The 23,103-nt window shown below is 75.0% G+C and carries 17 protein-coding genes; 7 read left to right on the top strand and 10 right to left on the bottom strand.

What is annotated here, in order from left to right; translation table 11 throughout:
• The first annotated feature begins 3 nt into the window (after positions 1 to 3).
• From ACFXAM_RS05925 to ACFXAM_RS05905, 5 genes are all read left to right on the top strand, one after another.
• Positions 4 to 2,214, top strand: a complete 2,211-nt coding sequence (locus ACFXAM_RS05925) for a hypothetical protein (protein ID WP_380287797.1) — start codon at positions 4 to 6, stop codon at positions 2,212 to 2,214.
• 625 nt (positions 2,215 to 2,839) lie between these two features.
• Positions 2,840 to 3,229, top strand: coding sequence for a transglycosylase SLT domain-containing protein (locus tag ACFXAM_RS05920; RefSeq protein WP_380287795.1), 390 nt, complete (start codon positions 2,840 to 2,842; stop codon positions 3,227 to 3,229).
• A 227-nt stretch (positions 3,230 to 3,456) separates the two neighbouring features.
• Positions 3,457 to 4,677, top strand: coding sequence for an ROK family transcriptional regulator (locus ACFXAM_RS05915; protein WP_380287793.1), 1,221 nt, complete (start codon positions 3,457 to 3,459; stop codon positions 4,675 to 4,677).
• A 96-nt stretch (positions 4,678 to 4,773) separates the two neighbouring features.
• Complete coding sequence (locus ACFXAM_RS05910; protein WP_380287791.1) at positions 4,774 to 5,799, top strand: hydroxyacid dehydrogenase; 1,026 nt, start codon at positions 4,774 to 4,776, stop codon at positions 5,797 to 5,799.
• Position 5,800: 1 nt separating this feature from the next.
• A complete protein-coding gene (locus ACFXAM_RS05905) occupies positions 5,801 to 7,093 on the top strand; it encodes a sulfatase (RefSeq protein ID WP_380287789.1) in 1,293 nt (430 codons plus the stop codon).
• A 7-nt stretch (positions 7,094 to 7,100) separates the two neighbouring features.
• Here the strand turns inward: ACFXAM_RS05905 and ACFXAM_RS05900 are convergent, their stop codons facing one another.
• Entirely contained in the window at positions 7,101 to 7,556 is a 456-nt protein-coding gene (locus ACFXAM_RS05900; protein ID WP_380287787.1) for an HD domain-containing protein, read from the bottom strand.
• Between the two features lie 133 nt (positions 7,557 to 7,689).
• Between ACFXAM_RS05900 and ACFXAM_RS05895 the strand changes: the two genes are divergently transcribed.
• Entirely contained in the window at positions 7,690 to 8,610 is a 921-nt protein-coding gene (locus ACFXAM_RS05895) for an AEC family transporter (protein ID WP_380287785.1), read from the top strand.
• An 86-nt stretch (positions 8,611 to 8,696) separates the two neighbouring features.
• Here the strand turns inward: ACFXAM_RS05895 and ACFXAM_RS05890 are convergent, their stop codons facing one another.
• Together ACFXAM_RS05890 and ACFXAM_RS05885 are read right to left on the bottom strand one after the other, a co-directional pair.
• The gene (locus ACFXAM_RS05890; RefSeq protein ID WP_380287783.1) at positions 8,697 to 10,436 is read right to left on the bottom strand and encodes a glycoside hydrolase family 3 protein; all 1,740 of its coding nucleotides are present in this window, start codon (positions 10,434 to 10,436) and stop codon (positions 8,697 to 8,699) included.
• A 94-nt stretch (positions 10,437 to 10,530) separates the two neighbouring features.
• Positions 10,531 to 11,820 carry an MFS transporter gene (locus ACFXAM_RS05885; RefSeq protein WP_380287781.1) on the bottom strand — a complete coding sequence of 430 codons (1,290 nt, stop codon included), beginning with the start codon at positions 11,818 to 11,820 and terminating at the stop codon, positions 10,531 to 10,533.
• 98 nt (positions 11,821 to 11,918) lie between these two features.
• On the opposite strand from ACFXAM_RS05885, the gene ACFXAM_RS05880 reads away from it, so the two are divergent.
• Positions 11,919 to 12,572 carry a TetR/AcrR family transcriptional regulator gene (locus ACFXAM_RS05880; protein WP_380287779.1) on the top strand — a complete coding sequence of 218 codons (654 nt, stop codon included), beginning with the start codon at positions 11,919 to 11,921 and terminating at the stop codon, positions 12,570 to 12,572.
• 510 nt (positions 12,573 to 13,082) lie between these two features.
• Here the strand turns inward: ACFXAM_RS05880 and ACFXAM_RS05875 are convergent.
• The 7 genes from ACFXAM_RS05875 to ACFXAM_RS05845 all read right to left on the bottom strand — a co-directional run bounded on the left by ACFXAM_RS05875 (position 13,083) and on the right by ACFXAM_RS05845 (position 22,960).
• Positions 13,083 to 15,104, bottom strand: a complete 2,022-nt coding sequence (locus ACFXAM_RS05875; protein ID WP_380287777.1) for a PQQ-binding-like beta-propeller repeat protein — start codon at positions 15,102 to 15,104, stop codon at positions 13,083 to 13,085.
• Positions 15,101 to 16,945 (bottom strand): dipeptide ABC transporter ATP-binding protein, encoded by a 1,845-nt coding sequence (locus ACFXAM_RS05870; RefSeq protein WP_380287775.1) that lies wholly within the window; start codon positions 16,943 to 16,945, stop codon positions 15,101 to 15,103. The genes ACFXAM_RS05875 and ACFXAM_RS05870 overlap by 4 nt, the downstream gene beginning before the upstream one ends.
• A 2-nt stretch (positions 16,946 to 16,947) precedes the next feature.
• Positions 16,948 to 17,790, bottom strand: coding sequence for an ABC transporter permease (locus tag ACFXAM_RS05865; RefSeq protein ID WP_380287773.1), 843 nt, complete (start codon positions 17,788 to 17,790; stop codon positions 16,948 to 16,950).
• A complete protein-coding gene (locus ACFXAM_RS05860) occupies positions 17,787 to 18,746 on the bottom strand; it encodes an ABC transporter permease (protein ID WP_380287771.1) in 960 nt (319 codons plus the stop codon). Before ACFXAM_RS05860 ends, ACFXAM_RS05865 begins: the two co-directional genes overlap by 4 nt.
• 95 nt (positions 18,747 to 18,841) lie before the next feature.
• Positions 18,842 to 20,407, bottom strand: coding sequence for an ABC transporter substrate-binding protein (locus tag ACFXAM_RS05855; protein ID WP_380287769.1), 1,566 nt, complete (start codon positions 20,405 to 20,407; stop codon positions 18,842 to 18,844).
• A gap of 39 nt (positions 20,408 to 20,446) precedes the next feature.
• On the bottom strand, positions 20,447 to 21,286 hold the full coding sequence (locus tag ACFXAM_RS05850; RefSeq protein ID WP_380287767.1) for a polysaccharide lyase: 840 nt from the start codon (positions 21,284 to 21,286) through the stop codon (positions 20,447 to 20,449).
• 84 nt (positions 21,287 to 21,370) lie between these two features.
• On the bottom strand, positions 21,371 to 22,960 hold the full coding sequence (locus ACFXAM_RS05845) for a DUF3604 domain-containing protein (RefSeq protein WP_380287765.1): 1,590 nt from the start codon (positions 22,958 to 22,960) through the stop codon (positions 21,371 to 21,373).
• Positions 22,961 to 23,103: the final 143 nt, after the last annotated feature.

Genomic DNA, 23,103 nt, shown 5'->3' with positions numbered 1-23,103 from the left:
ACCGTGAGCAAGGTCGGCGACAGCGTGAAGTACTCCTTCGTGCTGACCAACACCGGCAACGTCGAGCTGTCGGACCCGGGTGTCACCGAAACGGCGTTCTCGGGCAGCACGCCGCCGGCCGTCGACTGCCCGGCCGGTCCGCTGGCCCCGGGGGCGTCGCTGACCTGCACCGCCACCTACACCGTCGCCCAGACCGACCTGGACGCGGGCTCGATCAAGAACACCGCGACCGGCACCGGCAACCCGCCGACCGGCCCCCCGCCGGTCTCCCCGCCGTCCGAGGTGACCGTCCCGTCGCCGTCGGACCCGGCGCTGACCGTGGTCAAGAGCGCCTCCACCGGCAAGCTGGTGACCGGTGAGAAGGTCACGTACAGCTTCCGGATCACCAACACCGGCAACGTCACGCTGAAGGACGTGAAGGTCACCGAGACCGCGTTCACCGGCAGCGGCACGCTCGACCCGGTCACCTGCCCGAGCGGCGCCGCCTCGCTCGCGCCGGGCGCGTCCGTCACCTGCACCGCCGGCTACACCGTGACGCAGGCCGACGTGGACGCGGGCTCGCTGAAGAACACCGCCACCGGCACCCCGCCGACCGGACCGCCGCCGGTGTCCCCGCCGTCCGAGGTCACCATCACCCAGCCCCCGGCCCCCGCGATGACGGTCGCCAAGACCGCCTCCAGCAGCCGGCCCGACGGTCTGGTCCTCGGCGAGACGATCACCTACACGTTCGAGGTGAAGAACACCGGCAACGTCACCCTCAAGGACGTCGAGGTCACCGAGGGCCCGTTCACCGGCACCGGCACGCTCTCCCCCGTCACCTGCCCCACCGCCGAGGCCGCCTCGCTGGCCCCCGGCGCGACGATGACCTGCACCGCCGGCTACACGGTGACGCAGGCCGACGTCGACGCCGGCTCGATCAAGAACAGCGCCACGACCACCGGCACCCCGCCGACCGGTCCGCCGCCGGTCTCCCCGCCCGGCGAGGTGATCGTCCCGGCGCCGTCCGACCCGAAGCTGACCGTGCTGAAGTCGGCCTCGACCGGCAAGCTCGTCGCCGGTGAGGCGATCACCTACACGTTCGAGGTGAAGAACACCGGCAACGTCACCCTCAAGGACGTCAAGGTCACCGAGGGCACGTTCACCGGCAGCGGCACGCTCTCCCCCGTCACCTGCCCGAGCGGCGCCGCCTCGCTCGCACCCGGCGCCACCGTCGTCTGCACCGCCACGTACACGGTCACGCAGGCCGACGTGGACGCCGGAACGATCAAGAACGCCGCCACCGCGACCGGCACCCCGCCGCGCGGCGAGCCGCCGGTCTCCCCGCCGTCCGAAGTGGAGCTGCCGCAGGCGCCGAAGCCGGCGCTCGCGGTGGTCAAGTCCGCCGAGACCGAGAAGCCCGGCCGACTCGTCGCCGGGGAGAGGGTCACCTACACCTTCACCGTCACCAACACCGGCAACGTCACCGTCAAGGACGTCAAGGTCGCCGAGAGCGAGTTCACCGGCACCGGCAAGCTCTCCCCCGTCATCTGCCCGAAGGAGACCACTGCGCTGGCGCCCGGCGCCACCGTCACCTGCACCGCGACCTACACGGTGACCCGGGCCGACGTCGACGCCGGAACGATCAGGAACACGGCCACGGCCACCGGCACCCCGCCCAAGGGCGAGCCCCCGGTCTCCCCGCCGTCCGGGGTCATCGTCCCGTCCGACGGGCGGGGCGCACTCGACCTCCGCAAGTCCGCCGAGGTCGTCGACGTCAACCGGAACGGGAGGACCGACACCGGCGACCGCATCGAGTGGAGGCTGACCGTGGCCAACCAGGGCACCGCCACCGTCACCGGCATCAAGGTCGACGACCCCACCGCCGGTGCGGTGACCTGCCCCGGGACCAGCCTGGCCCCGGGCGCGACGATGACGTGCACCACCCAGCCGCACACCGTCACGGCCGAGGACGCCCAGCGGGGCAAGGTCGTCAACACCGCCACCGCCACCGGCGCCGGGGCCGCCTCCGCCGAGGCTACCGCCACGGTGAAGGTCGAGCCCGGCAGCCCGGCGGCACCGGCGCCCGCGGTGCCCGCGGCGCCGAAGCCGTCCGGACCGACCGGCATCCTCGCCCGCACCGGCACCGCCGTCACGACGGTGGCGGGGATCGGAGGCGCCCTGCTGGTCGTCGGCGCCCTCGTCCTCGCCCTGAGCAGGCACCGCCGCAACCACTGAACCGGCCAGGCCGGTGAGCCGGCGCGGGCGTAGAACCGGCTGACCGGCCCGCCCGGGCGGCGTGCCGCACCGATGCCCCGCCGGGTGTCGCGGAATCCATCCGCGGCCCTCGGCGGGGCATCGGCACGAGGGGCGCCGCCGCGCGACGTCGTACGAGGTCGCCCGCAGCCGCGCGAAGTCCCCACCCCGGCACCCCCGTTGTGGTGCCGGTCTCAGATCCACCGCGACTCGGCGTGCAGCCGGCCGTGGCGGTGGGTGACGTCCGGGGGCGGCGGGCGGTGAGTGCGCTCACAAGGATTCCCTCGGCACGACGGGCGGTAGTGCTCGGGCCGATACCGGGGCGGGGGTGGCGCCGCCGCAGGTCAGGGGCCTCGGCGGGGGGCCTTCGAATCGACGGCGCGCGAGATCGCTACGACCGGGCGTCGTAGCGGACGGGTCTTGGCAGCGGCCGAACCGGTCTGGCAACAATGGGTCTCGTCGCCGGCCGCACCCGGTACCTGTCCCACCGGGGTGCGGCTCTTCACCACGACTGTCCGGCGCACGCCCCGCGACCGTTACGGCCCCTGTCCGGCCACGGTCCGGGCGGGGCGAACGCCGGCCCAACCTGATTGAGGTCTTGTTCTTCATGCCCGCTTTCAAGCTTCGTATGCGTACCTCGGCCGCCGTTCTCGCCGGTGCCGCCGCCGTGACCGCCCTCGGTGCCGGCCTGGTGCCCGCCACCGCCTCGGCCGCGACGCCGCAGACGATCGCCGCACAGATCGTCCCGGCCAACCAGCTCAACTCGTTCAGCCAGATCATCGCCCACGAGTCCAGCTGGAACGTGACCGCGGTCAACCCGTCCTCGGGTGCGTACGGCCTGGCGCAGGCGCTGCCGGGTTCGAAGATGGCCTCGCACGGCGCCGACTGGAAGACCAACCCCACCACCCAGATCCGCTGGGCGCTGGACTACATGAACGAGCGCTACGGCAGCCCGAACAACGCCTGGGCGTTCTGGCAGACCCACCACTGGTACTAAGCCGACCAGGAGCAGTACCCGACTTCACCGGACCATCTGTCCCCCCTCACCCCGGGGTCGGACAGGGACCACCGGGGTGACCGACGGCCCGGCCGCGCGCAATCCGCGCGGCCGGGCCTTCGGGCGTTCCCGGGCCGGTCACGGCGGGGCCGCTCGGATATATTCGGGCCGAGACGAAGTCCCGCCCAGCGCTCGGGCTCCGCCCGGCCCCGCCCGAGGAGCATCCGGTGCCCCAGTCCCCCCGCACCCCGGCGACCGCCACCACGCAGACCGTGGCGCAGGTCAACCAGACCGTGCTGCTGGAGGTGCTGCGCCGGCACGGCTCGCTGTCCCGGCAGCGGCTGGCGGCCGAGAGCGGGCTGTCGACGGCGACCGTGCACCGGCTGGTCGAGGTGCTGCGGACGGCGGGTCTGGTGGTGGTCGAGGCCGAGCGGGCGCCGTCCAGCGGCGGCCGGCCGCCGCAGCTGATCCGGTACAACGCCGGGGCGCAGACCGTCCTGGCGGTGGCGATGCGCCCGCGCCGGATCGTCGGGGTGGTCACCGACCTGCACGGCGCCGTGCTGCACGAGGCCGAGCACCACTGGGCGGCGGGCCTCGGGCCGGAGCGCGGGCGCGAGCCGTCCGCCGAGGACCTCACCGGCCCGCTGCTCGCCCTGGTCGAGGGGCTGCGGGCGTGGGCCGCCCGGCACGCGGGCGCGCCGCGCGCGCTGGTGGTCGGGGTGCCCGGGGTGGTCCGGGACCGGACCGGGCTGGTGGAGTTCGCCCCGGCGCTGGACTGGCCGGGGCTGCGGCTGCGCACCCTGCTCCAGGAGCGGCTGAGCGTCCCGGTGGCCGTGGAGAGCAACGTGGACCTGGTCGCCCTGGCCGTCCAGCACGGCGAGGCGGGCGCCGGGGTGGGCGACCTCGCCGCCGTGGTGGTCGGGATCGAGGTCGGCGCCGGGATCGTCCTGGGCGGCCGGCTGCACCGGGGCCGGCTGGGGTCGGCGGGGGCGCTGGGGTACCTGATGGGCGACCGCCGGGCGCTGGACCGCCCGCTCGGCCGCACCGGGGACACCCAGGCGCGGATCGGCGACCACGCCGTGGACCGGCGGATCGCCGAGGCCGGGCTCACCGTGTCGGGATCGTCCGCCGAGCGGGTGGCCGAGCTGTTCCGGCTGGCCCGCGAGGGCGTGCCGGCGGCGGTGCGGCTGGTGGACGAGTTCACCGACGACCTGGCCCTGCTGGTGGCCAATCTGACCAGTGTGCTGGGGCCCGAACTCGTCGCGCTGGGCGGGCGGTTGCTCTGGGAGAGCGGCGGCGAGATGCTGCCCGCGATCGAGTCCCGGCTGCAGGGCCGGGTGCCGGTGCTGCCGCGGCTGATGATGGTGCACTCGACCACCACCGAGCTGGTGGGCGCCGCCGCGGCGGCCGTCCGGCTCGTCGACGGGGCCACCTTCATCACCCGCTGAACCCGCTGAACCCGCTGAACCCACGGACCCGTCCGGGCCGGGCCGCCTCGGGGCCGCGCCCCGCCCCACTATTTCTCAGTGTGATAGAAACTCCTCGTGGCCACTCGACCCAAGGAGACCCGGATGTTCACGGCCGCCTTCGCCATGGACCCGGCCCGGTTCCCCGACGTCTACGGCCCCGAGGCGCGCGCCCGGGTGCTCGCACGCGCGGACCTCGTCGCGGACCCGGACGCCCCCGGCGGGGTCTGGTCCCCCGAGCGGCTCGCCGCGGCGCCGGACGCCCTGCGCGACGTCGAGGTGCTGTGCACCGGCTGGGGCGGGCCCGTGCTCGACGCGGCCGCACTGGAGCGGATGCCCCGGCTGGCCCTGGTGCTGTACGCGGCCGGATCGGTGCGCCGGATCGTCACCGAGGAGTTCTGGGCGGCCGGCATCCCGATCGTCACCGCCGCCCACGCCAACGCCGTACCGGTCGCCGAGTTCACCGTCGCGCAGATCGTCTACGCGCTCAAGGACGGCTGGCGGCACGTGCTCGCCGCCCGCGCCGCCCGCGCGCCCGTCCGGGTCGGCCGGGCCCCCGGCGCGTACGGCGCCACCGTCGGCGTGCTGTCGCTCGGCGCCATCGGGCGGCTGGTCTGCGAGCGGCTGCGCGGCTACGACCTGCGGGTGGTCGCCCACGACCCGTACGCCGCGCCGCCGCCCGGGGTGCGGGCGGTCGGCCTGGACGAACTCTTCGCCACCTCCGACGTGGTGAGCGTCCACACCCCGCTCGTCCCGGAGACCCGGGGGCTGGTCGGCCGGCGCCTGCTCACCTCGATGAAGCCCGGTGCCACGCTCGTCAACACCGCGCGCGGCGCCGTGCTCGACGAGCCGGCCCTGCTCGCCGTGCTCGCCGAACGGCCCGACCTGTTCGCCGTGCTGGACGTCACCGACCCCGAACCACCGCTGCCCGGCTCGCCGTTGTTCACCCTGCCGAACGTCGTGGTCACCCCGCACCTGGCCGGCAGCCAGGCCCTGGAGCGGCGGCGCCTCGGGGACCTCGTGACCGCCGAGTTCGAGCGGTGGGCCCTCGGCGGGCCGCTCCACCGGGCCCTCGACCGCCACGGCTACGAACGGATGGCCTGACGTGGAGGACCGACGCCCCGACGTGCTGGTCGTCCTGACCGACCAGCAGACCGCCGACGCGATGAGCGCCGCCGGTAACCCGCACCTCGCCACCCCGCACATGGACGCGCTGGCCGCCGCCGGCACCCGCTACCGGCAGGCGTACTGCGCCCAGCCGCTCTGCGCGCCCTCCCGGGCCAGCCTGCTCACCGGGCAGCTGCCCAGCGCGCTCGCCTTCACCGGCAACGAGGCCGCCGGCCCCGGCGGCGAAGCGCCGGAACCGCTGCTGGGCCGGGTGTTCGCCGAGGCCGGGTACGACTGCGCCTACGGCGGCAAGTGGCACCTCCCCGAACTCGACCTGCCCGCCGGCCGCGGCTTCCGCCGCATCCACCCGGCCGGTGACGACGCCGGACTCGCCCGCGCCGCGGCCGGATTCCTGAGCCGGCCCCGCCCCCGCCCGTTCCTGCTGGTGCTCTCCTTCCTGGAGCCGCACGGCATCTGCGAATGGGCGCGCGGCCAGCAGCCGAAGAGCGGCCCGCTGCCCGCACCGCCGCCCGTCGCGCAGTGCCCGCCGCTGCCCGCCAACTTCCCGCCCGCGCCCTACGAGGCCCGGCTCCCCCGGCTCGCCCAGCGCGCCTGGGCGCACACCCACCCCACCGCCGAGTGGCGCGAGGACGACTGGCGGCGCTACCGGCAGGCCTACTACGCGCTGGTGGAACGGGTGGACGCGCACCTCGGCACCGTGCTGGACGCGCTGCGCGCGCACGAGCGCACCACCGGCCGGGAGACCGTCGTGGTGTTCACCGCCGACCACGGCGACGGCGCCGGCGCGCACGGCTGGAACCAGAAGTGGGCGCTGTTCGAGGAGTCGGTGCGGGTGCCGTTCCTGGTCAGCGGCCCCGGCAGCACGCCGGGCAAGGTCAGCGACCGGCTGGTGTCGACCGGGCCCGACCTGCTGCCCACCCTCGGCGACCTCGCCGGGATCCCCCTGCCGCCGGGCCTGCCCGGGCGCAGCGTGCGCGCGCCGGAGCCCCGGGAGACCGTGGTGGTGGAGACCCGCTGGGAGCTGCCCGGGTTCAACAACGCCCTCGGCCGGATGATCCGGGACGGGCGGCACAAGTACGTCTGCTACGCCTGGGGCGACCACCGGGAGCAGCTGTTCGACCTCGCCGGGGATCCGGGTGAGATGGTCAACCTGGCGGTGGACGCCCGGCATGCGGCCCTGCTCGACCGCTTCCGCACGCTGCTGGCCGGGCACTGCGCCCGGACCGGTGATCCGTTCGCGCGCTTCCTGCCGCCCGCCGAAGGGGATTGACGGTCCGTCAGTCGGAGGCGGGATCCAGCCCGAGCAGATCGCGGGTGCGGCGGTACTTGGCGGCGAGGCGTTCGGCGGTGGCCGGGTCCAGGCTCGCCAGCCGGGCCGGGTCGGAGTTGTGCGCGAGGTCGGCCCGCTTGACGACGAGCGCGCCGGGGGTGGCCAGGATCCGCGCCGTGTACTCCTCCAGCGGCTCGCCGGGCCGCTTGGTGAGCGCGTCCACGATGGCCTTGGTGGTGTCGCTGAGGGCGGCGGCGGCCAGCCACTCGCGGGTCAGCGCGTCGTCCTCGATGGCGTCATGCAGCCAGCCGGCCGCGATCTGCTCCTCGCTGCCGCCGCGGCGCGCCACGCCGTGGGCGACCGCCGCCAGGTGCTCGGTGTAGGGGCGGCCGTTCTTGTCGGTCTGCCCCGCGTGTGCGCGCCGGGCGATCGTCTCGACCTCGGCCAGGCTCAGGTGATCCACGCCGCCATGGTAGGCCCTGTGCTCCGGGTCGCGCCGTCCGGCCGGGGGCCTGCCCGCGGCGGCCGTTCGCACGCCTGGTTGACTTCCGGCGTTCCGTCCGAGCCCCCGCACCGACGAACGCGCCGAGGAAGCCATGACGAGCCTGCACCCGCTGCTGTCCGGTTTCGCCCCGATCTGGGCGCTGACCGGCGTCGGCTACCTGCTCGGCCGCGGCGGGCTGCTCGGCGAGCACGCGGAGCAGGTCCTGAACCGGTTCGTCTTCCACGCCGCGATGCCCGCCGCGCTGTTCCTGCTGATCGGCCGCACCCCGCTGGACCGGTTCGCCAACGCCTCGATGGTCGCGTTCACCGCGAGCACGGTGGTGGCGGGCGGGCTCGGGCTGCTCGCCGCGCACCGGCTGTTCGGGCGCGGGGTGCCGGAGCGCACGCTCGGCGGCATGGCGGCCGGGTACGTCAACTCGGCCAACCTGGGCATCCCGGTGGCCACCCAGGTGCTCGGGGACGCCTCGTTCGTCGGCCCGGTGGTGCTGTTCCAGATCCTGGTGGTCACCCCGGCGGTGCTGACCGTGCTGGATTCCGGGCGGGCCGGCCTGCGGGCCGCGCTCACGCTGCCGCTGCGCAACCCGATCCTGCTGGCGGTGGGGCTCGGCGCCGTGGTGTCGGCGACCGGGTGGCACCCGCCCGCCGAGCTGCACCGGTCCTGCGAACTGCTCGGTGGCGCGGCCGTGCCGACCGCGCTGGTCGCCCTCGGTCTCTCGCTCTGCCACCCGCCCGCCGTCACCGGCGCCTCCCGCTGCCTGGAGGTCGGGACGGCGGTCGCGCTGAAGACCGTCGTCCAGCCGCTGGCGGCCTGGGCGGTCGGCGCGCTGGTGCTCGGCCTGCCGCCGCACCAGCTGCTGACCGTGGTGCTGTTCTCGGCGCTGCCGACCGCGCAGAACGTGTTCACCTACGCGCGCGAGTACGACCACGGGGCCGCCTTCGCCCGGGACACCGTCCTGGCCTCGACCCTGGTGTCGATGGCCACGCTGTCCCTGGTCGGCCGGGCCCTCGGCTGAGCGCGACCGGCCCGCCACCGGAGCGGCGGCGGGCCGGTGCGCGGGGGGCGGGCCGGTGCGCGGGGCGGGCCGGTGCGCGGGGCGGATCAGCCCTCGTAGCGCAGACCGTGCCCGAAGCGGAACAGCGGATCGGCGGTGTCGAACGGCACGTCCGGGCGGCTCGCCTCGACGGCCGCCATCGACGACGGCAGGTCGAACGGCAGCGAGCCCTGCGGCCGCTCCTCGCCGAACAGCACCTTCACGAAGGCGCGCTCCTCCGCCCCGAAGTTGACCGTCAGCGCGGCGGCGTGGCCCGCGATCCCGGTCAGGATCGCCGGGCGGTCCAGGTACACGTCGACCACGGTCGGCACGGTGGCGCAGATCCGCCGCACGCGCTCGATCTCCTCCTCGGGGAAGTCCAGCGAGCCCGCGTGGAAGAAGGACTCCAGCGCGCCCTCCTCGCCGCGCGGTTCGAACGGCGCCGCCAGGCGCAGCACCGCCACGTCCGCCTCCTCCGGCGTGGCGACGAGCGTCGCGCGCCCGCCCAGCACCTCGGCCGACACGCCCTCCGCGTAGACCTTCGGGCCGCCCGGGGCGAGCGGCAGCCGGGCCGGCCCCTCGGCGGCGTTGGCCAGCAGGACGGTCGCGGCCGCCTGGGCCGCCAGGCCCTCGGCGCGCGCCCCGGCCGCGCCCACCAGCGCTTCGGCGGCGGCCTCGTCCACGTACGGCCGGTCGAACAGGCCGAGCCGGAACTTCTCGCGCAGCAGCCGGCGGGCCGAGTCGTCGATGCGCCGCTCGGCGACCTTCCCGGCCTTGACCAGGTCCACCAGCGCCTGCGGGCGGATCTCGCCGCCGAACTGGTCGACCCCGGCCTCCAGCGACTTGAGCATGCGCTCCTCGTACGTCAGCTCCTCCACGCCCCAGAACTTGTCGTTGAGGATCGCCCAGTCGGTGCAGACGATGCCGTCGTAGCCGAGCCGCTCGCGCAGCAGCCCGGTGATGACGCCCTTGTTGAAGCCGAAGCCGACCTCCTCGTACTCGGTGCCGACCGGCATGCCGTAGTAGGGCATCATCTGGGCGACACCGGCCTCGATGACGGCCTTGAACGGCTCCAGGTGGTAGTCGAACCTGCCGCCCGGGTAGACCTGCTCCCGGCCGTACGGGAAGTGCGGGTCCTCGCCGTTCAACTGCGGGCCGCCGCCCGGGAAGTGCTTGGCCATCGCCGAGACCGACTCCGCCCCGAGCTCCTCGCCCTGCAGCCCGCGCACATAGGCGACGGCCAGCTTCGAGGTGAGGTCGGCGTCCTCGCCGAAGGTGGTGCTGATGCGCGCCCAGCGCGGCTCGGTGGCGAGGTCGATCTGCGGGTGGAGCGCGACCCGGATGCCGACGGCCAGGTACTCGCGGCGCACCGTGTCCGCCCAGCGGCGCACCAGCTCGGGCGAGCCGACGGCGGCGAAGCCGAGCGGTTCCGGCCACTGCGAGAACGGACCGGCCAGCAGGGCGGTGGCGGGGTTGTCGGTGAAGGAGTGGCGCGGGTCGCTGGAGATGGTCACCGGGATGCCCAGCGGCCGGTCGAGGACGGCGCGCTGGAGGTTGTTGTGCCAGGCGGCGAGGGAGCGCGCGTCGGTCGCCCAGAGGATGTTGAAGTGGTTGATGCGCCGCTCCAGCAGGGCCGCCATGGACGGCATGCCGAAGTGGCCGGGGTCGTCCATGGCACCGATGGTCCCCAGTGGGTGGAACATCAGGCCGGCCTTGTCCTCCAGCGGCAGGCGGCTCAGCAGGTCCTCGACGCGCTGGTCGACGGACAGGGTCGGGTCCTGGTAGGGGAAACGGGCGTCGGTGCTCATGAGGGGGCCTTTCTGGGTGGTGCGGGGGGGTAACGCGGGGGGTCTTGGGGCGGGTGCGGGGGGGGTAACGCGGGGGGTCCTGGAGCGGGTGCGGTCAGGCCGCGCTTCTGATCCTGGTCACGAGAAGCGCTCCGACCAGGCAGAACACGGCGGCGAGGCCGAACCAGAGGGAGTAGCCGGCTCCGCCGAGCAGGGCGTTGCCGACCGGGATGACGACCACGCCGGCCAGGAACGGCGAGAGCGAACTCGGAAGGGCGTTGGCGATGTTGAGCACGCCGAGGTCCTTGGCCGTGTCGTCCTGGCTGGGCAGCAGGCTGATGGCGAGCGCGTTGTCGACGGCGAAGAACAGGCCGGCGCCGATGCCGAGGACCGCTTCGAGGACCAGCAGGGTCCCCAGGCCGGCGTCGCCCAGGTACGGGGTGACGGTCACCACGGCGAGGACCGCCGCCATCAGCAGCCCGCCGCCCATCACGAAGGGCTTGCGGCGGCCTACCCGGTCGGACAGCACCCCGCCGACGATGCTGGCGACGACCAGGGTGGCCACGCTCAGGCCGTTGGCCAGGGCGTTGTAGCGCAGCTGCTCGTCGGTGTCGTCCATGCCGAACTCGGCGGCCAGGAACAGGGTCAGATAGCCGGCCAGGGCGCCGTAGCCGAGCATGATGAGGAACTTGCTCAGCCAGGCCCAGCCGAAGTCCGGGTGCTTGCGCGGGTCGAAGACGAAGGAGAGCAGGAGGCTGCGCACGTTCAGCGGCTCGTCCGGCGGGGCCGTGCGGACCCGGTCGGGCAGCCGGGCGGCGAACCAGAGGCCGAGGACGACGGCGATGGCGGCCGGCACGACGAACCGCAGGACGTCGCCGGGCAGCACGGAGAGCAGGACCGAGCCGACCATGATGCCGATCGGGGTGACCGCGCCGACGATGCCGGAGACGCTGCCGCGCCTGGCCTCGGGCACGTGGTCGGCCACGGTCGCCCCGGCGGCGGCGAAGGCGACGTTGGCGGCGCCCTGGGCGGCACACCAGGCGATCAGCAGGAGCGGGATGCTCGGGGCCAGGGCGCAGGCCAGCAGGGCCACCGCCATGACCGCGACGCCGCCGACCAGGAACGGGCGGCGCATCCCGAAGCGGGAGGTGCAGCGGTCGGAGAGGCGGCCCGCGAGGGGCTGGCCGACCAGGGCGAACAGCGCGCCGGTCCCCGTCACCAGCCCGAGCTGGGCAGGGGCGTCGTCCAGGCCGACCAGGTCCTGGATCTTGACCGACAGTCCGCCCATCACGGGGGCGAGGACGGCCAGGTACATGCCGAACTGACCGAGGGCCAGTCTTCGGACGAAGCCGGGGGGTGCCTGCGGAGCGGGGGCCTCCGCGGGCAGCGAGGGGGAGTCGAGCATGGGGGAGCTCCTAGGGGAACCTGCCACGACGGCGTGGCGTGGGCCCAATTGCTACACACGTGTAGCTTTCTGTCAAGCAACCCTGCTACCGTTCCCCCATGACCACCTCAGGAGCCGGGGCGGCAGCGGTGTCCGGCGGTTACGCCAAGGGCCGCGCCCGCCGGGCCGCGATCATCCAGACCGCCGCCGAGCACTTCGCCCAGCGCGGGTTCAGGGCCGTCACGATCCTCGACCTCGCCGCCGCGTGCGACATCTCCCGGGCCGGTCTGCTGCGCTACTTCCCCGACAAGGACGCGCTGCTCCAGGCCGTGCTGGAGGACCGTGACCGCCTCGACCGGGAGCGCTTCCGGCCGTACACCCGGCTCGGCGGCGGCCTCGGCGTGCTGCGCGGGATGGTGGACCTCGCCGGGCACAACGAGCTGGTTCCCGGGCTCATCGAACTGTTCGTCCGGCTCTCCGGCGAGGCCTCCGACCCGGAGCACCCCGCCCACGCCTACTTCGCCGACCGCTACGAGCGCATCCGGCGCGGCACCGCCCAGGCCCTGCGCGCGGCCCGCGAGGCCGGCCACCTGCGCGGCGACGTGGATCCGGAGGAGGCCGCCGTGCGGCTCACCGCACTGATGGACGGGCTCCAGGCGCAGTGGCTCTTCGACCGGTCCGTGGACATGGCCCGCCATGTGCGGGCGGCGGTGCTCGCGCTGCTCGACGAGCCCGGCGCGGCCGCCTTCGACGCGCTCACGCCGGCCGGCTGACGGCCGGCCGGGCGCAGCGGCCCGGGCAGGTGCAGCGGCCCGGGCAGGTGCCCGGCCCCACCACGCCCGCAGCCCCTCCGCCGCCCGTTCCTCGGCGAGCCGCCGCTTCAGCGCGGCGCGCCTGTCCGCCGCGCGGTGGCGGTCACCCGCGCCGCTCCCCCGGCCGCCGGTGCGGAGGGCACCGCCCGGGCACCCGCTTCCGTCAGGCCGCCTCCCCCCGGCACGGGTTCCGGCCCGGCACCGGGGGAGGCGGCGGACACCTCGGCCACCCTCTCCCGGCGGGCACGGGCGAGGTCCGCACGGCTGCGGATCGGCTCGGCGGTCGCCGTGATGGTCCCGCACGCGCCGACACCGATCGCGGTCACCGCACCGGCGGGCGCACCGACGGTCGCCGCCGTGCCCGGGTTCAGCTCGCCCCCGCCGCCCGGCGGTTCCGGGGGCGCCGTGGCGTACCCGCCCCCCATGGCGGGCACCGCGGGCCGGCCCGGTGCGTCCGCGCGGGCCCCCGTCCTACCGTTCCCGGACGGCGATCAGCTCGCGGCCGCGCAGGGTGTACAGCACGCCGTCCTCGTCGGCCGCGACCCGGGCGCCGCTGTACCACTCGGCGTCCACCTGGACGAGCACGGTGGCGGCCAGGGTCACCGGGTCCAGCCGGAACAGCGTCTTCTCGCTGATCCCGTAGACCCGGCCGCGGGCCACCAGCAGCCTCGGGTTGGCCGCGGTGACCGCCCGCAGGTCGGCCCTGGCGTCGATCACCGGCGGGCGGCCCGGCCGGGCGGTGCGCAGGTCGGCGGCGAAGGCCTGCCCGTTGACCGTGATCCCGAACAGCCGGCGCCCGTGCACCACCAGGCTGCTGATGCCCGAGCCGAAGTCGGTGGCCGTACGCCACAGTTCGCGCCCGGCCACCGGGTCCCAGGCCGCCAGGTCGCCGCGCGGGCCGGTGGTCCTGGCGTTGTCTCCGCCGAGGAAGGCCTGGCCGTGCCCGGCCGCCACCGCGCGCACCAGCTGCTCCGGGCCGAGCGGGTCCACGTGCACGGTGGGCCGCCCGCTGCCGGGCCGGTAGGTGACGAACGAGCCGCCGCCGGTGGTGTCGGCCTGCACGCCGAGCAGCAGCAGCCCGTGCTCGGCGTCCCAGCGCACCGTCTGCGGCCGGTTCTGCTCCTGCGGCAGCGCCGCCTCCTGGACCGGCGCCTCGTCGGCCCACGGCCGGTAGCGCCAGATCCCCTGCGAGGAGTAGACGCCCAGGTAGAGGGTGCCGTCGTCGAGGACCACCGTGTCCTTCGCCTCGCCGGGCACCGGGAGCTTGCGCACCGTCCCGGCATCGAGGTCGTGCAGCGCGACCGAACCGTTGCCGCCGACGTACACCCGGCCGTACCGGGCCGCCAGCGACATGCCGAGCTGCGCCTCGGCGGGCGCGCCGGCGGCCACCAGGTCGGTGGTGGTGACGGCGGCCGTGGCGGTGGAGAGGGTCCAGGCGGTGCCCCCCTCGGTGACGCCGGCCAGGGTGTCGCCGATCCGGCCGAGGCCCCAGGAGTTGCCGTCCGGGACCGGCACCGCGAAGGCCTCCGGGCCGTCCGTACCGAGCCGGTGGCGCCAGACCGTACCGTGCTCGGTGGAGGTGAACCAGACGGTGTCGCCGAGGCGCTGGAAGTTGGTGACGCTCTTGGTGCCGGGCACCGCGAAGGAGCGCAGCACGGTGTGGGTGGCCGGGTCCAGCAGCGCGACGTGCGCGGGCTTGCCCTCGGTGGAGACGGCGAGCAGGTCGTCGCCGAGGGCGGTGATCTGACGCACGATGGTGTCGGCGGCGAGCTCCGGCGGGGTGATGTCGGTGACCCGCCCGGTGGCCCGCTCGACCGCGAACAGCGAGGCGAGCGTGGCCCCGCCGCCGCCCGCGAGGTTGCTGCCGACGCCCAGGTAGGCGTGGGTGGCGGTGGCCTCGACGGCCCGGCCCTGGGTGGCGCCGGGGGCCGGTGAGGCGACCTCGGTGAGCACGCCGCTCGCCGGGTCGTAGGCGTACAGGCCGGGGCCGGCCGCCCGGCCCTTCTGCCGGCCGGTGGCGAAGACCACGCCGTCGGGGGCGACCGCGACGTCCCGCACGTCGGCGCCGGGCACGGCGGCGAGGCCGCGCACGCTGCCGTCGGCCGGGTCGAAGCGGTAGAGGTTGACGGCCTTCGGCGCGTCCGTCACCCCGAGGTACAGCAGGCCGCCGTGGGCGGCCGAGCCCTGCACGAAGTTGCCGGTCGGCAGGGTCGCGGTGCCGGTGACCCGTCCGGTCGGCACGTGGTAGCCGACCACCCTGGCCGGGGCCAGGTTGCGCGAGCCGATCCACAGCGTCTCGCCGATCAGGGTCGCGCTCATCAGCGGGAAGTCGGCGTTGCCGGGGCCGAGTCCGGTCACCTCGGGGGTGCCGGAGGGGCGGTTCGGCGCGGCCGCGGCGGGCGTCGCTCCGGCCGCGCCGAGCGCGGTCAGGGCGGTCACGGAGCCCGCGCCGAGCAGGAGTTGGCGGCGGGACGGGCGGGCGGTCGGCGTCATGGCGCTCCTCGGAGGTGGGTCGGGGTTCCGTGCTGCCCGGCGGCGGCCAGCAGCTCACGGGTGTACGGGTGCTCGGGCGCGGTGAACAGCCGCTCGGCGGGGCCCTGTTCGACCACCCGGCCGTGCCGCATCACCAGCACCTCGTCGCAGAGGTGACGGACCAGCGCGAGGTCGTGCGAGATGAACACCAGGCCGATGCCGGTGCGGCGGCGCAGGTCGAGCAGCAGGTTGAGGATCTGCGCCTGCACCGAGACGTCCAGCGCGGAGGTGGGCTCGTCGGCCACCAGGACCTGCGGGCCGACGGCGAGCGCCCGGGCGATCGCCACCCGCTGGCGCTGCCCGCCGGACAGCCGGTGCGGCAGCGAGTCCAGCAACGCGCCCGGCAGGCCGACGAGTTCGACCAGCTCGTCGATCCGGCCGAGCGGCAGCCCGTGGGCGAGCAGCGGTTCGGCGAGGGCGTCGCGGACGGTCATCCGCGGACTCAGCGAGGCGTACGGGTCCTGGAAGACGAACTGCACCCGGCGGCGCAGCGCGCGTTCCTCGGCCGGGGTGGCCGCATCCCAGGAACGGCCGTCGACCCGGACGCTGCCGGACTGCGGGCGCAGCAGCCCGAGCAGGGCGCGGGCCAGCGTGGACTTCCCGGATCCGGATTCGCCGATCACGCCGACGGCCCGGCCGGGCGCGGCGGCGAGGCCGACGCCGTCGAGCGCGGGCGCGCCGCGGCGGCCGTAGCGGACGGTGAGGTCCTCGGCGACCAGGACCGGCTCGACGGCGCCGGCCGGCGCGGCGGTCTCCTCCGGGTCGACGGGCTCCCCGGCCGCCCCCGGCGGCTTCTCCCCCGGCGGCTCCTCCCCCGGCGCCACCGGCCGGTGGCAGGCGAAGCCGTGCTCCCCCGCCGTCACCCACCCGGGCGTCTCCTGCCCGCACCGCTCCACCGCGGCGGCGCAGCGCGGCGCGAACGCGCAGCCCGGCAGTTGCTCCCCGGCGGCCGGCGGGCGGCCGCCGATCACGGCGAGCGGCACGCCGCGCGGACCGTCCAGCCGGGGCACCGAGGCCAGCAGCCCGGCGGTGTACCGGTGCCTGGGGGCCGCCGACAGCCGTTCGACCGGGGCGCGTTCGGCGATCCGTCCGGCGTACATGACCTGGACGGTGTCGCAGCTGCGGGCGACCACGCCGAGGTCGTGGGTGATCAGCAGGACGGCGGTGCCGGTCTCGTCGCGCAGCCGGACGAGCAGGTCGAGGATGCCGGCCTGGGTGGTGGGGTCGAGGGCGGTGGTGGGTTCGTCGGCGATCAGCAGGTCGGGGCGGTTGGCCATCGCCATGGCGATCAGCACCCGCTGGCGCATGCCGCCGGAGAACTCGTGCGGGCGGTCGCGGTAGCGGCGGCCCGGCTCGGGGATGCCGACCAGGTCGAGGAGTTCGAGCGCGCGGGCCCGGGCGTCGGCCCGGCTCGCGCCGTGCACCAGGGCGGCCTCGGCGAGCTGGCGGCCGATCGGCATCCGGGGGTTGAGGTAGGCGAGCGGGTCCTGGAAGACCATGCCGATCCGCCGGCCCCGCACCGCGCGCACGGCGTCCTCGGGGAGGGTGAGCAGGTCGGTGCCGTCCAGGCGGACGGTGCCGGCGGTGGTGCGGCAGCCGGGCGGGAGCATCCGGTTGGCGGCGAGCGCGGTGAGCGTCTTGCCGGAGCCGGACTCGCCGACCAGGCCGAGGATCTCGCCGGGGCGCAGGGCGAAGTCCACGCCGTGGACCACCTGGTGGGGCCCGGCGACGACCTTCAGCCCGGTGATCTCCAGCAGCGGCGACGCCGTCGCCGGGGCCGCCGGGGTGTTCGTCGTCGTCACGGTCACCGCAGCTTCTCCCGGTTGAACGAGTCGGCGAGCAGGGTCAGCCCGAAGACCAGCAGGCCCAGCAGCAGCACCGGCGCGAGGGCGTAACCCGGGTGCAGGAACAGGTACTTGCTGCCGGTGTTGATCATCGTGCCGAGCGAGGGGGTGGGCGGCTGGATCCCGAAGCCGAGCACGCTCAGGCCGCCCTCGATCTTGGCGGCGTGCGCCATCGCCACGGCCAGCAGCGCGGTGGCGGCGTCGGTGACATTGGGCAGCACGTAGCGGCGCAGGGTGCGGGCGCGCGGCACGCCGAGCACCCGGGCGGCCACCACGTGGTCACGGGCGAGCTGGGCCAGCAGCGCGGCGCGGGCCTGGCGGCCGAAGGCGGGCAGCGCGCTGAGCACGACGGTGACCACGACGCTGCCGAGCCCGGGGCGGACGATCAGCGCGATGGCGAGGCCCAGCAGCAGCCCGTGGAAGCCGAGCAGCAGGTCGAAGAGCCGCTGGACGGCCTCGCCGAGCAGCCGGTTCAGCCCGCCGAGCAGCCCGAGCAGGGTGCCGAGCACGGCGGCGGCGGGCACGGCCAGCAGGCAGACCAGCAGTTCGATCCGGACCCCGTACAGCGCGCGGGCCAGCAGGTCGCGGCCGACCTCGTCGGTGCCGAGCGGGTGGGACCAGGACGGTCCGGCCAGCGCCTCACGGCCCTGCTGGTAGGGGTCGGCGGGGAGCAGCAGCGGGCCGAGCAGCCCGAGCAGCACCACCAGGGCGACCAGCACCGCCCCGGTGCGGCCGCGCCGGCCGCGCAGCACGGCGGGCAGGGCGGGCCACCGGCTCCCGTCGACGGCGGTCGTGGTGCTCATCGGCCCTCCCCGGCGCCGGCCTTGGCGATCCGCGGGTCCAGCCGGCCGACCAGCAGCTCGGAGCCGAGCTGCACGACGACGGCCACCGCGACCGCGAGCATGATCAGGGTCTGTGCGACGGGGTAGTCCCGCTGGTTGATCGCGTCCAGCAGGAGCTGCCCGAGGCCGTGCCGGGCGAACAGCTGCTCGGCGACGACCGCGCCGCCGAGCAGCTCGCCCAGGTTGAGGCCGAACTCGACGCAGAACGGCGCCAGGCTGTTGGGCAGCACGTGCCGCAGCAGGATCCGCCGGGGCGGGGCGCCCTTGGCGATCGCGGTGAGCACGAACTCCTCCTGCCGGGTGCGCCGGAGCTCGGTGGCGAGCAGCCGGGCCAGCACCACCGAACCGGGAAGGGCGAGCGCCACGGCGGGCAGCGCCAGGTACTGCACCGCCAGGTCGGGCGCGGTGAGGAGGTCGCGCTCGCCGCCGGCCGGCAGCACCCGCAGCAGCACGGCGAAGACGAAGACGAACAGCACCGCCGTGACGTACACCGGCAGGGCGAGCACGGCCGTGGTGAGCGGGTCCAGCGCCCGGGCCAGCCGGCCGCGCCGCTCGGCGGCCAGCGCGGCGCCCAGCAGCAGGCCGAGCACCAGCATCAGCAGCCCGGCGGCGAGGGCGAGCTGGACGGTGGAGCCGAGGCTCTGGCCGATCATCCGGGTGACCGGTTCGCGGTAGTGGAAGGAGAGCCCGGGGTCGCCGCCGAGCAGCCCGCCCAGCCAGGTGAGGTACTGGGCGGGCAGCGGGCGGTCCACGCCGAGCTGGCGGCCGAGGTGGTCGCGCTGCTCCTGGTCGGCCTCGGCGCCGAGCGCGGCGGAGACCGGGTCGCCCGGGGCCAGGCGGAGCAGCAGGAAGACGGCCACCGAGGCGAGCCAGAGGGTGGCCAGGGCTCCGGCGGCCTTTCTGGTCCAGTACGGCACGGGGGGTTCTCCGGGGGGGGTGGGTGGACGGCTGACGGCGCGGGCGGGACGGCCGGCGACCGGGACGGGCGGACCGGGGGGACGGGGGCGGCGGCTCAGGCGTCCCGATGGGTGTCGGTCAGCTTCAGGTAGCCCAGCGCGCTGGTGGACACCTCCCCCACCGAGGAGGCGAAGGCGTAGGTCTCCCAGGCGTGCGCCAGGGTGATGTGGAAGGACTGCGCGAGCAGGTACTCGGACAGCTCGTGGTTGACGTCGGCCCGGGCCTGCTCGTCGGCGGCCGCGAAGGCGCGCGCCTGGAGTTCGGCGTAGGCCGGGTCGGTGACGTGCGAGGTGTTGCGGCCCACCTGGAGCGGCCCGGAGACGGTGATCCCGCTGAGCGGCGAGACGCTGACCATGCCGTGGTTGGCCACGAACAGGCCCTCCAGCGTGCCCTGCTGGATCTTCGGCTGGAGGGCCGCGTTGTCCAGCAGCTGCACGTCGACGCCGAATCCGGCCTGCTCCAGGTCGTACTTCACCAGCTCGACGAGCGAGCTGAAGACCGGCGAGTTGGCGGCGGTGAGCGGCACCCGGGCGCCCTCCGCGCCGGCCTCGCGCAGCAGCCCGCGCGCCTTCTCGGGGTCGTGCCGGTAGCGGGTGACCTGGTCCGGGGTGACGCCCGGGGTGTTGGAGGGCCAGGGCAGGCTGCTGGCCTCGGCGTGGCCGCCGTAGACCTGGTCGACGATCCGCTCGCGGTCCACCGCGTACTGCAGCGCCTGGCGGACCCGGAGGTCGTCGAAGGGCTTGGACGCGACGTTCACGCCGAGGAACGCCTGCTGGTAGGAGGCCTTGGCGGACTGCACGGTGAAGCCGGGGTTGCCCGTCAGCACCTTGAGGTCGCGCCCGGGGACGGCGCCGATCAGGTGCCCCTGGCCGGACTGCAGGGCGGACAGCGCGGCCTGGCTGCTGGTCACCGAGCGGACGGTGATCCGCTCGAAGCGCGGGCGTCCGCTCTGCCAGTACCGCTCGTACCGGGCGAGGTCGAGCTGGTTGCCGCCCTTGAAGGACTGCCAGCGGAACGGGCCGGTGCCGTTGACGGTGTCGCTCGCCCGTCCCTCGACGTACGTCCGGGCGTCCACGACCGGGTTGAAGGCGAGCGCGTCGAACAGGTTGCTGGTGGGCTTGGCGAGGGTGAGGGTGACCTCGTTCCGCCCGCTGGCCCTGATGTCCGCGAGGCGTTCCAGCAGCGGCTTGACCTGGGAGGTCTTGGTGGCGCCGACCAGCGAGAAGACGACGTCGTCGGCCTCCAGCGCGCGCCCGTCGTGGAAGGTGACGTCCTCGCGCAGCTTGAGCACCAGCTTCAGCCGGTCCGCGCTCCACTCCCAGGAGGTGGCCAGCCAGGGCACCGGCTGGAGGGTCACCGGGTCGAGGTCGACCAGCCGGTCGAGGACGAGGTTGACGAAGGCCGGGGTGTCCGGGCCGCGGTGGAGCAGTTGGGTGGGGTCCGGCGCGCTGCCGTGGACGATCTGCAGATCGGGCGCGGACGCCGCGGCGGCGGCGCCGGGGGCGGCGCCCGCGTCCGGGTCGGTGGCCGAGCGGCAGCCCGCCGCCAGCAGGGCCGCTCCGGCGCTCAGGCCGAGGAAGCCTCGTCGGGGCAGGCCGGGGTGACGGGCCGCTTCGCTCATGGTGCTGCTACCTCTTGGTGGTTGGGGGTTTCGGCCGGGTCAGAGCTGGGTGACGACGACGCTGTCGCTGTAGAGCACCACGTCGGGGCCGCCGGTCGGGTACGGGATGCCCTTGGCGGGGTTCCAGTTGGCGCGGTAGATCCCGGTCTTGAAGTAGGGGGCCTGGTTCTGGTGGTAGTTGTTGAGCCCGCTGTGCGCGCCGACCTGCACGCCGTCCCGGTACACCGTGATCGAGCCGGGCGTGGTGGCGGTGGACCAGGTGATGTCGAACGCCCACTGGTTCCAGTGCCCGAACTCCACGCTGCCGAGCGGGATCACCGCCTCGGCGACGGTCGTCGGGCCGGTCAGCCAGTGCACCTTGAGGCGCCAGCTGCCGTCCTTGACGGTGAGTGCGATCGGCGGCTTGGTGTCGCTGCCGTCGGAGAGCGGGTAGCCGTGCCACTGGGCGACGATGGTCTCGGTGGAGGTCTGCACCCAGTCGGCGGGCAGGTAGTCGGCGAGCGCGAAGCGGTAGCCGCCCCAGCCGAGGGCGTTCACGGCCACCTCGGAGCGGTAGGACACGCCGTCGTTGGGGACGCTGAAGCGGGCGGCGAGCCCGGAGCCGCCGGCGGGGGCGCCGGTGACGGTGATGCTCCCGTTGCCGTCGATGCGCTGGCGGGTCCAGTGCGAGACGGTGCCGGACTCGAAGTCGTCGGCGAACACGGTGGTGCCGGTGGCGGCCGCGGCGCCGCCGGTGCCGGTGGCGGTGGCGGTGGCGGCCGCGGCGGCGAGGCCGGGCGCGCCGCTCGCGACGGCCGCCGGGGCGGCGAGGGTGCCGGTCAGCAGGGCGGCGGCCAGTGCGGTGCCGGCGGCGCGGCGCGCGGAGGTGGTGACGGACATGGTGGTGCTCCTCGGTACGGGTTCGCGTGAACGGTGGGCGGTGGGCGGTGACCGGGGCGGCCGGCCGACGGCGGTTGCCAGGCGTCAGCCGGCCCGTCGACAGGAGGCCGCCGGTCCGCCGGCACCACCGCTGCGGCCCACCCAGACCGGGCTCGACCAGGCCCACTGGTCGTTCAGCTGCCTCACCCGCACGTGGTAGAAGTCGCCGTCCCCGCCCGGCCGTTCGTCGACCAGGTCGAGGTCGGCGGAGAGCTCGCGCCCGGGCACCGCCCGGTCGAAGCGGTAGGCGCCGGAGACGAAGCCGCCGAGGAAGCCGGTCCGCGGCCCCTCCCGCAACTCGCCGATCCGGTAGGAGGTGTCGGCGCCGTTGACGATCGCCGTCAGCCTGGTCCGGTCGTCGCCGGCCACGGCCAGCGAGAAGCCCTGGGTGGCGTCGGTCGCGGTGTTCGGGTTGCCCTCGGTCACGGTCCGCAGCCGCAGCTCGCCCGGCCCGGTGCGCCACCAGTCGGACGGCCGGTAGGTGGCGGGCTCGGCCTCGGCCGGCGCCACCGTCTCGGAGCCTCGCAACCGGGGCTGCACGTCGAGCAGTTCGCCGCCCTCCACGCGCAGGGTGACGTCCCAGCGCACCGCCGCCTCGCGCCGGCCCCAGCCGACGGCGAAGCCGAGCGTGCCGTCGAAGCCGCTCTCCCCGCCGGCGGCGGCGAGGAGTTCGGGCCGGGACAGGCGGTGGATCGGCACACCGTTGCGGACCACCTCGACGTGGTCGAGGGCGTCCCGGCCGCGCACCGTGACCCGGATCCGGCGGCGGTCGGCGGACGGCGCCTCGCCGCCCATCGGCACGCCGTTCACCGAGGTCGCGAGCAGGATGCGGTCCCCGGTGATCGCGTAGGTGCGGCGCGCCTGGACGGCGTCCCAGATCGCGGGCCGGGTCAGCTCGGGTGCCCAGACGGCGAGGCGGCCGTGACCGTGACTGCCGGGGAAGGCGCTGTGGTGGTCGGTGGAGCCGATCAGGCCGAACCGGTGACCGAGCCGCAGCCCGTGCACGGCGGTGCCGGCGGTGTCGCGCGGCCCCATGGTGTGCAGGTAGGTGCGCGGCGCCTCGTCGGACTCGGCGCAGCCGTGCATCGACATCACCTCCACCACCGGCGCGAACTCCTCGGTGTACGCGGACCAGTCGATGCCGCGCCGCCCGGTGCCGTACCCGATGTGGTGCGGGAGCGCCCAGGTGCGCACGCCCTCGGAGGCCAGGGCGCGCAGCCGGACGCGCAGGCCCTCCAGGTCGGCGGCGCGGATGATCTCGCCGCGCGGGCCGTCGAAGTACACGCAGTGGTCGCCGTACGCGAGGCTGTGCCACTCGAAGGACTGGAAGGTGACGAAGCGGCCGTCCTCGTGGGCCGCGGCGGTGACCTCCTGGACGTGCTCCCAGCGGTCGGCGAGCCGGGCGAAGCCCTCGGTGTGGTAGTCCACCAGCCCGGCCAGCTCGGGGGTGCGCTCGGGGAGGTCGTGCCACCAGCCGTGACCGGTGACGCTGGCGAAGTCGAGCTGGAGGCGGGCGTTGGCGTAGGCGTCCTCGATCGGGCCGTGGCCGTAGCTGATCCCGCAGTGGTTGTGGAGGTCACCGACGTAGAGGCCGAGACCGCCGTAGCCGGGTGCGTCGGTGGTGGGGGCTGTCATCGGTGCGGGCTTCCTCTGTTTGATCGACTCTGAGAAGAAGTCTTTCCCGATCTTCGAGAGAGGGTCAAGACCAGTCCGGTCGGCGTTGCGCGATCGCCATCGGGCGAAACATGCGATTCATAGAATCACTCCATATGACAAGC

The organism is Kitasatospora sp. NPDC059462 (assembly GCF_042749955.1).
In the GTDB taxonomy this organism is placed as follows: Bacteria; Actinomycetota; Actinomycetes; order Streptomycetales; family Streptomycetaceae; genus Kitasatospora.
The sequence above is the reverse complement of the archived record's forward strand: the minus strand, read 5'-3'. Positions and strand labels throughout refer to the sequence as shown.

What these genes read in the sequence shown, in the direction of transcription:
- ACFXAM_RS05920 (WP_380287795.1), top strand. Translation starts at nt 2,840, where the DNA reads ATGCCCGCTTTCAAGCTTCGTATGCGTACCTCGGCCGCCGTTCTCGCC.
- ACFXAM_RS05895 (WP_380287785.1), top strand. Translation starts at nt 7,690, where the DNA reads ATGACGAGCCTGCACCCGCTGCTGTCCGGTTTCGCCCCGATCTGGGCG.
- ACFXAM_RS05890 (WP_380287783.1), bottom strand. Translation starts at nt 10,436, where the DNA reads ATGAGCACCGACGCCCGTTTCCCCTACCAGGACCCGACCCTGTCCGTC.
- ACFXAM_RS05885 (WP_380287781.1), bottom strand. Translation starts at nt 11,820, where the DNA reads ATGCTCGACTCCCCCTCGCTGCCCGCGGAGGCCCCCGCTCCGCAGGCA.
- ACFXAM_RS05880 (WP_380287779.1), top strand. Translation starts at nt 11,919, where the DNA reads ATGACCACCTCAGGAGCCGGGGCGGCAGCGGTGTCCGGCGGTTACGCC.
- ACFXAM_RS05875 (WP_380287777.1), bottom strand. Translation starts at nt 15,104, where the DNA reads ATGACGCCGACCGCCCGCCCGTCCCGCCGCCAACTCCTGCTCGGCGCG.
- ACFXAM_RS05865 (WP_380287773.1), bottom strand. Translation starts at nt 17,790, where the DNA reads ATGAGCACCACGACCGCCGTCGACGGGAGCCGGTGGCCCGCCCTGCCC.
- ACFXAM_RS05855 (WP_380287769.1), bottom strand. Translation starts at nt 20,407, where the DNA reads ATGAGCGAAGCGGCCCGTCACCCCGGCCTGCCCCGACGAGGCTTCCTC.
- ACFXAM_RS05850 (WP_380287767.1), bottom strand. Translation starts at nt 21,286, where the DNA reads ATGTCCGTCACCACCTCCGCGCGCCGCGCCGCCGGCACCGCACTGGCC.
- ACFXAM_RS05845 (WP_380287765.1), bottom strand. Translation starts at nt 22,960, where the DNA reads ATGACAGCCCCCACCACCGACGCACCCGGCTACGGCGGTCTCGGCCTC.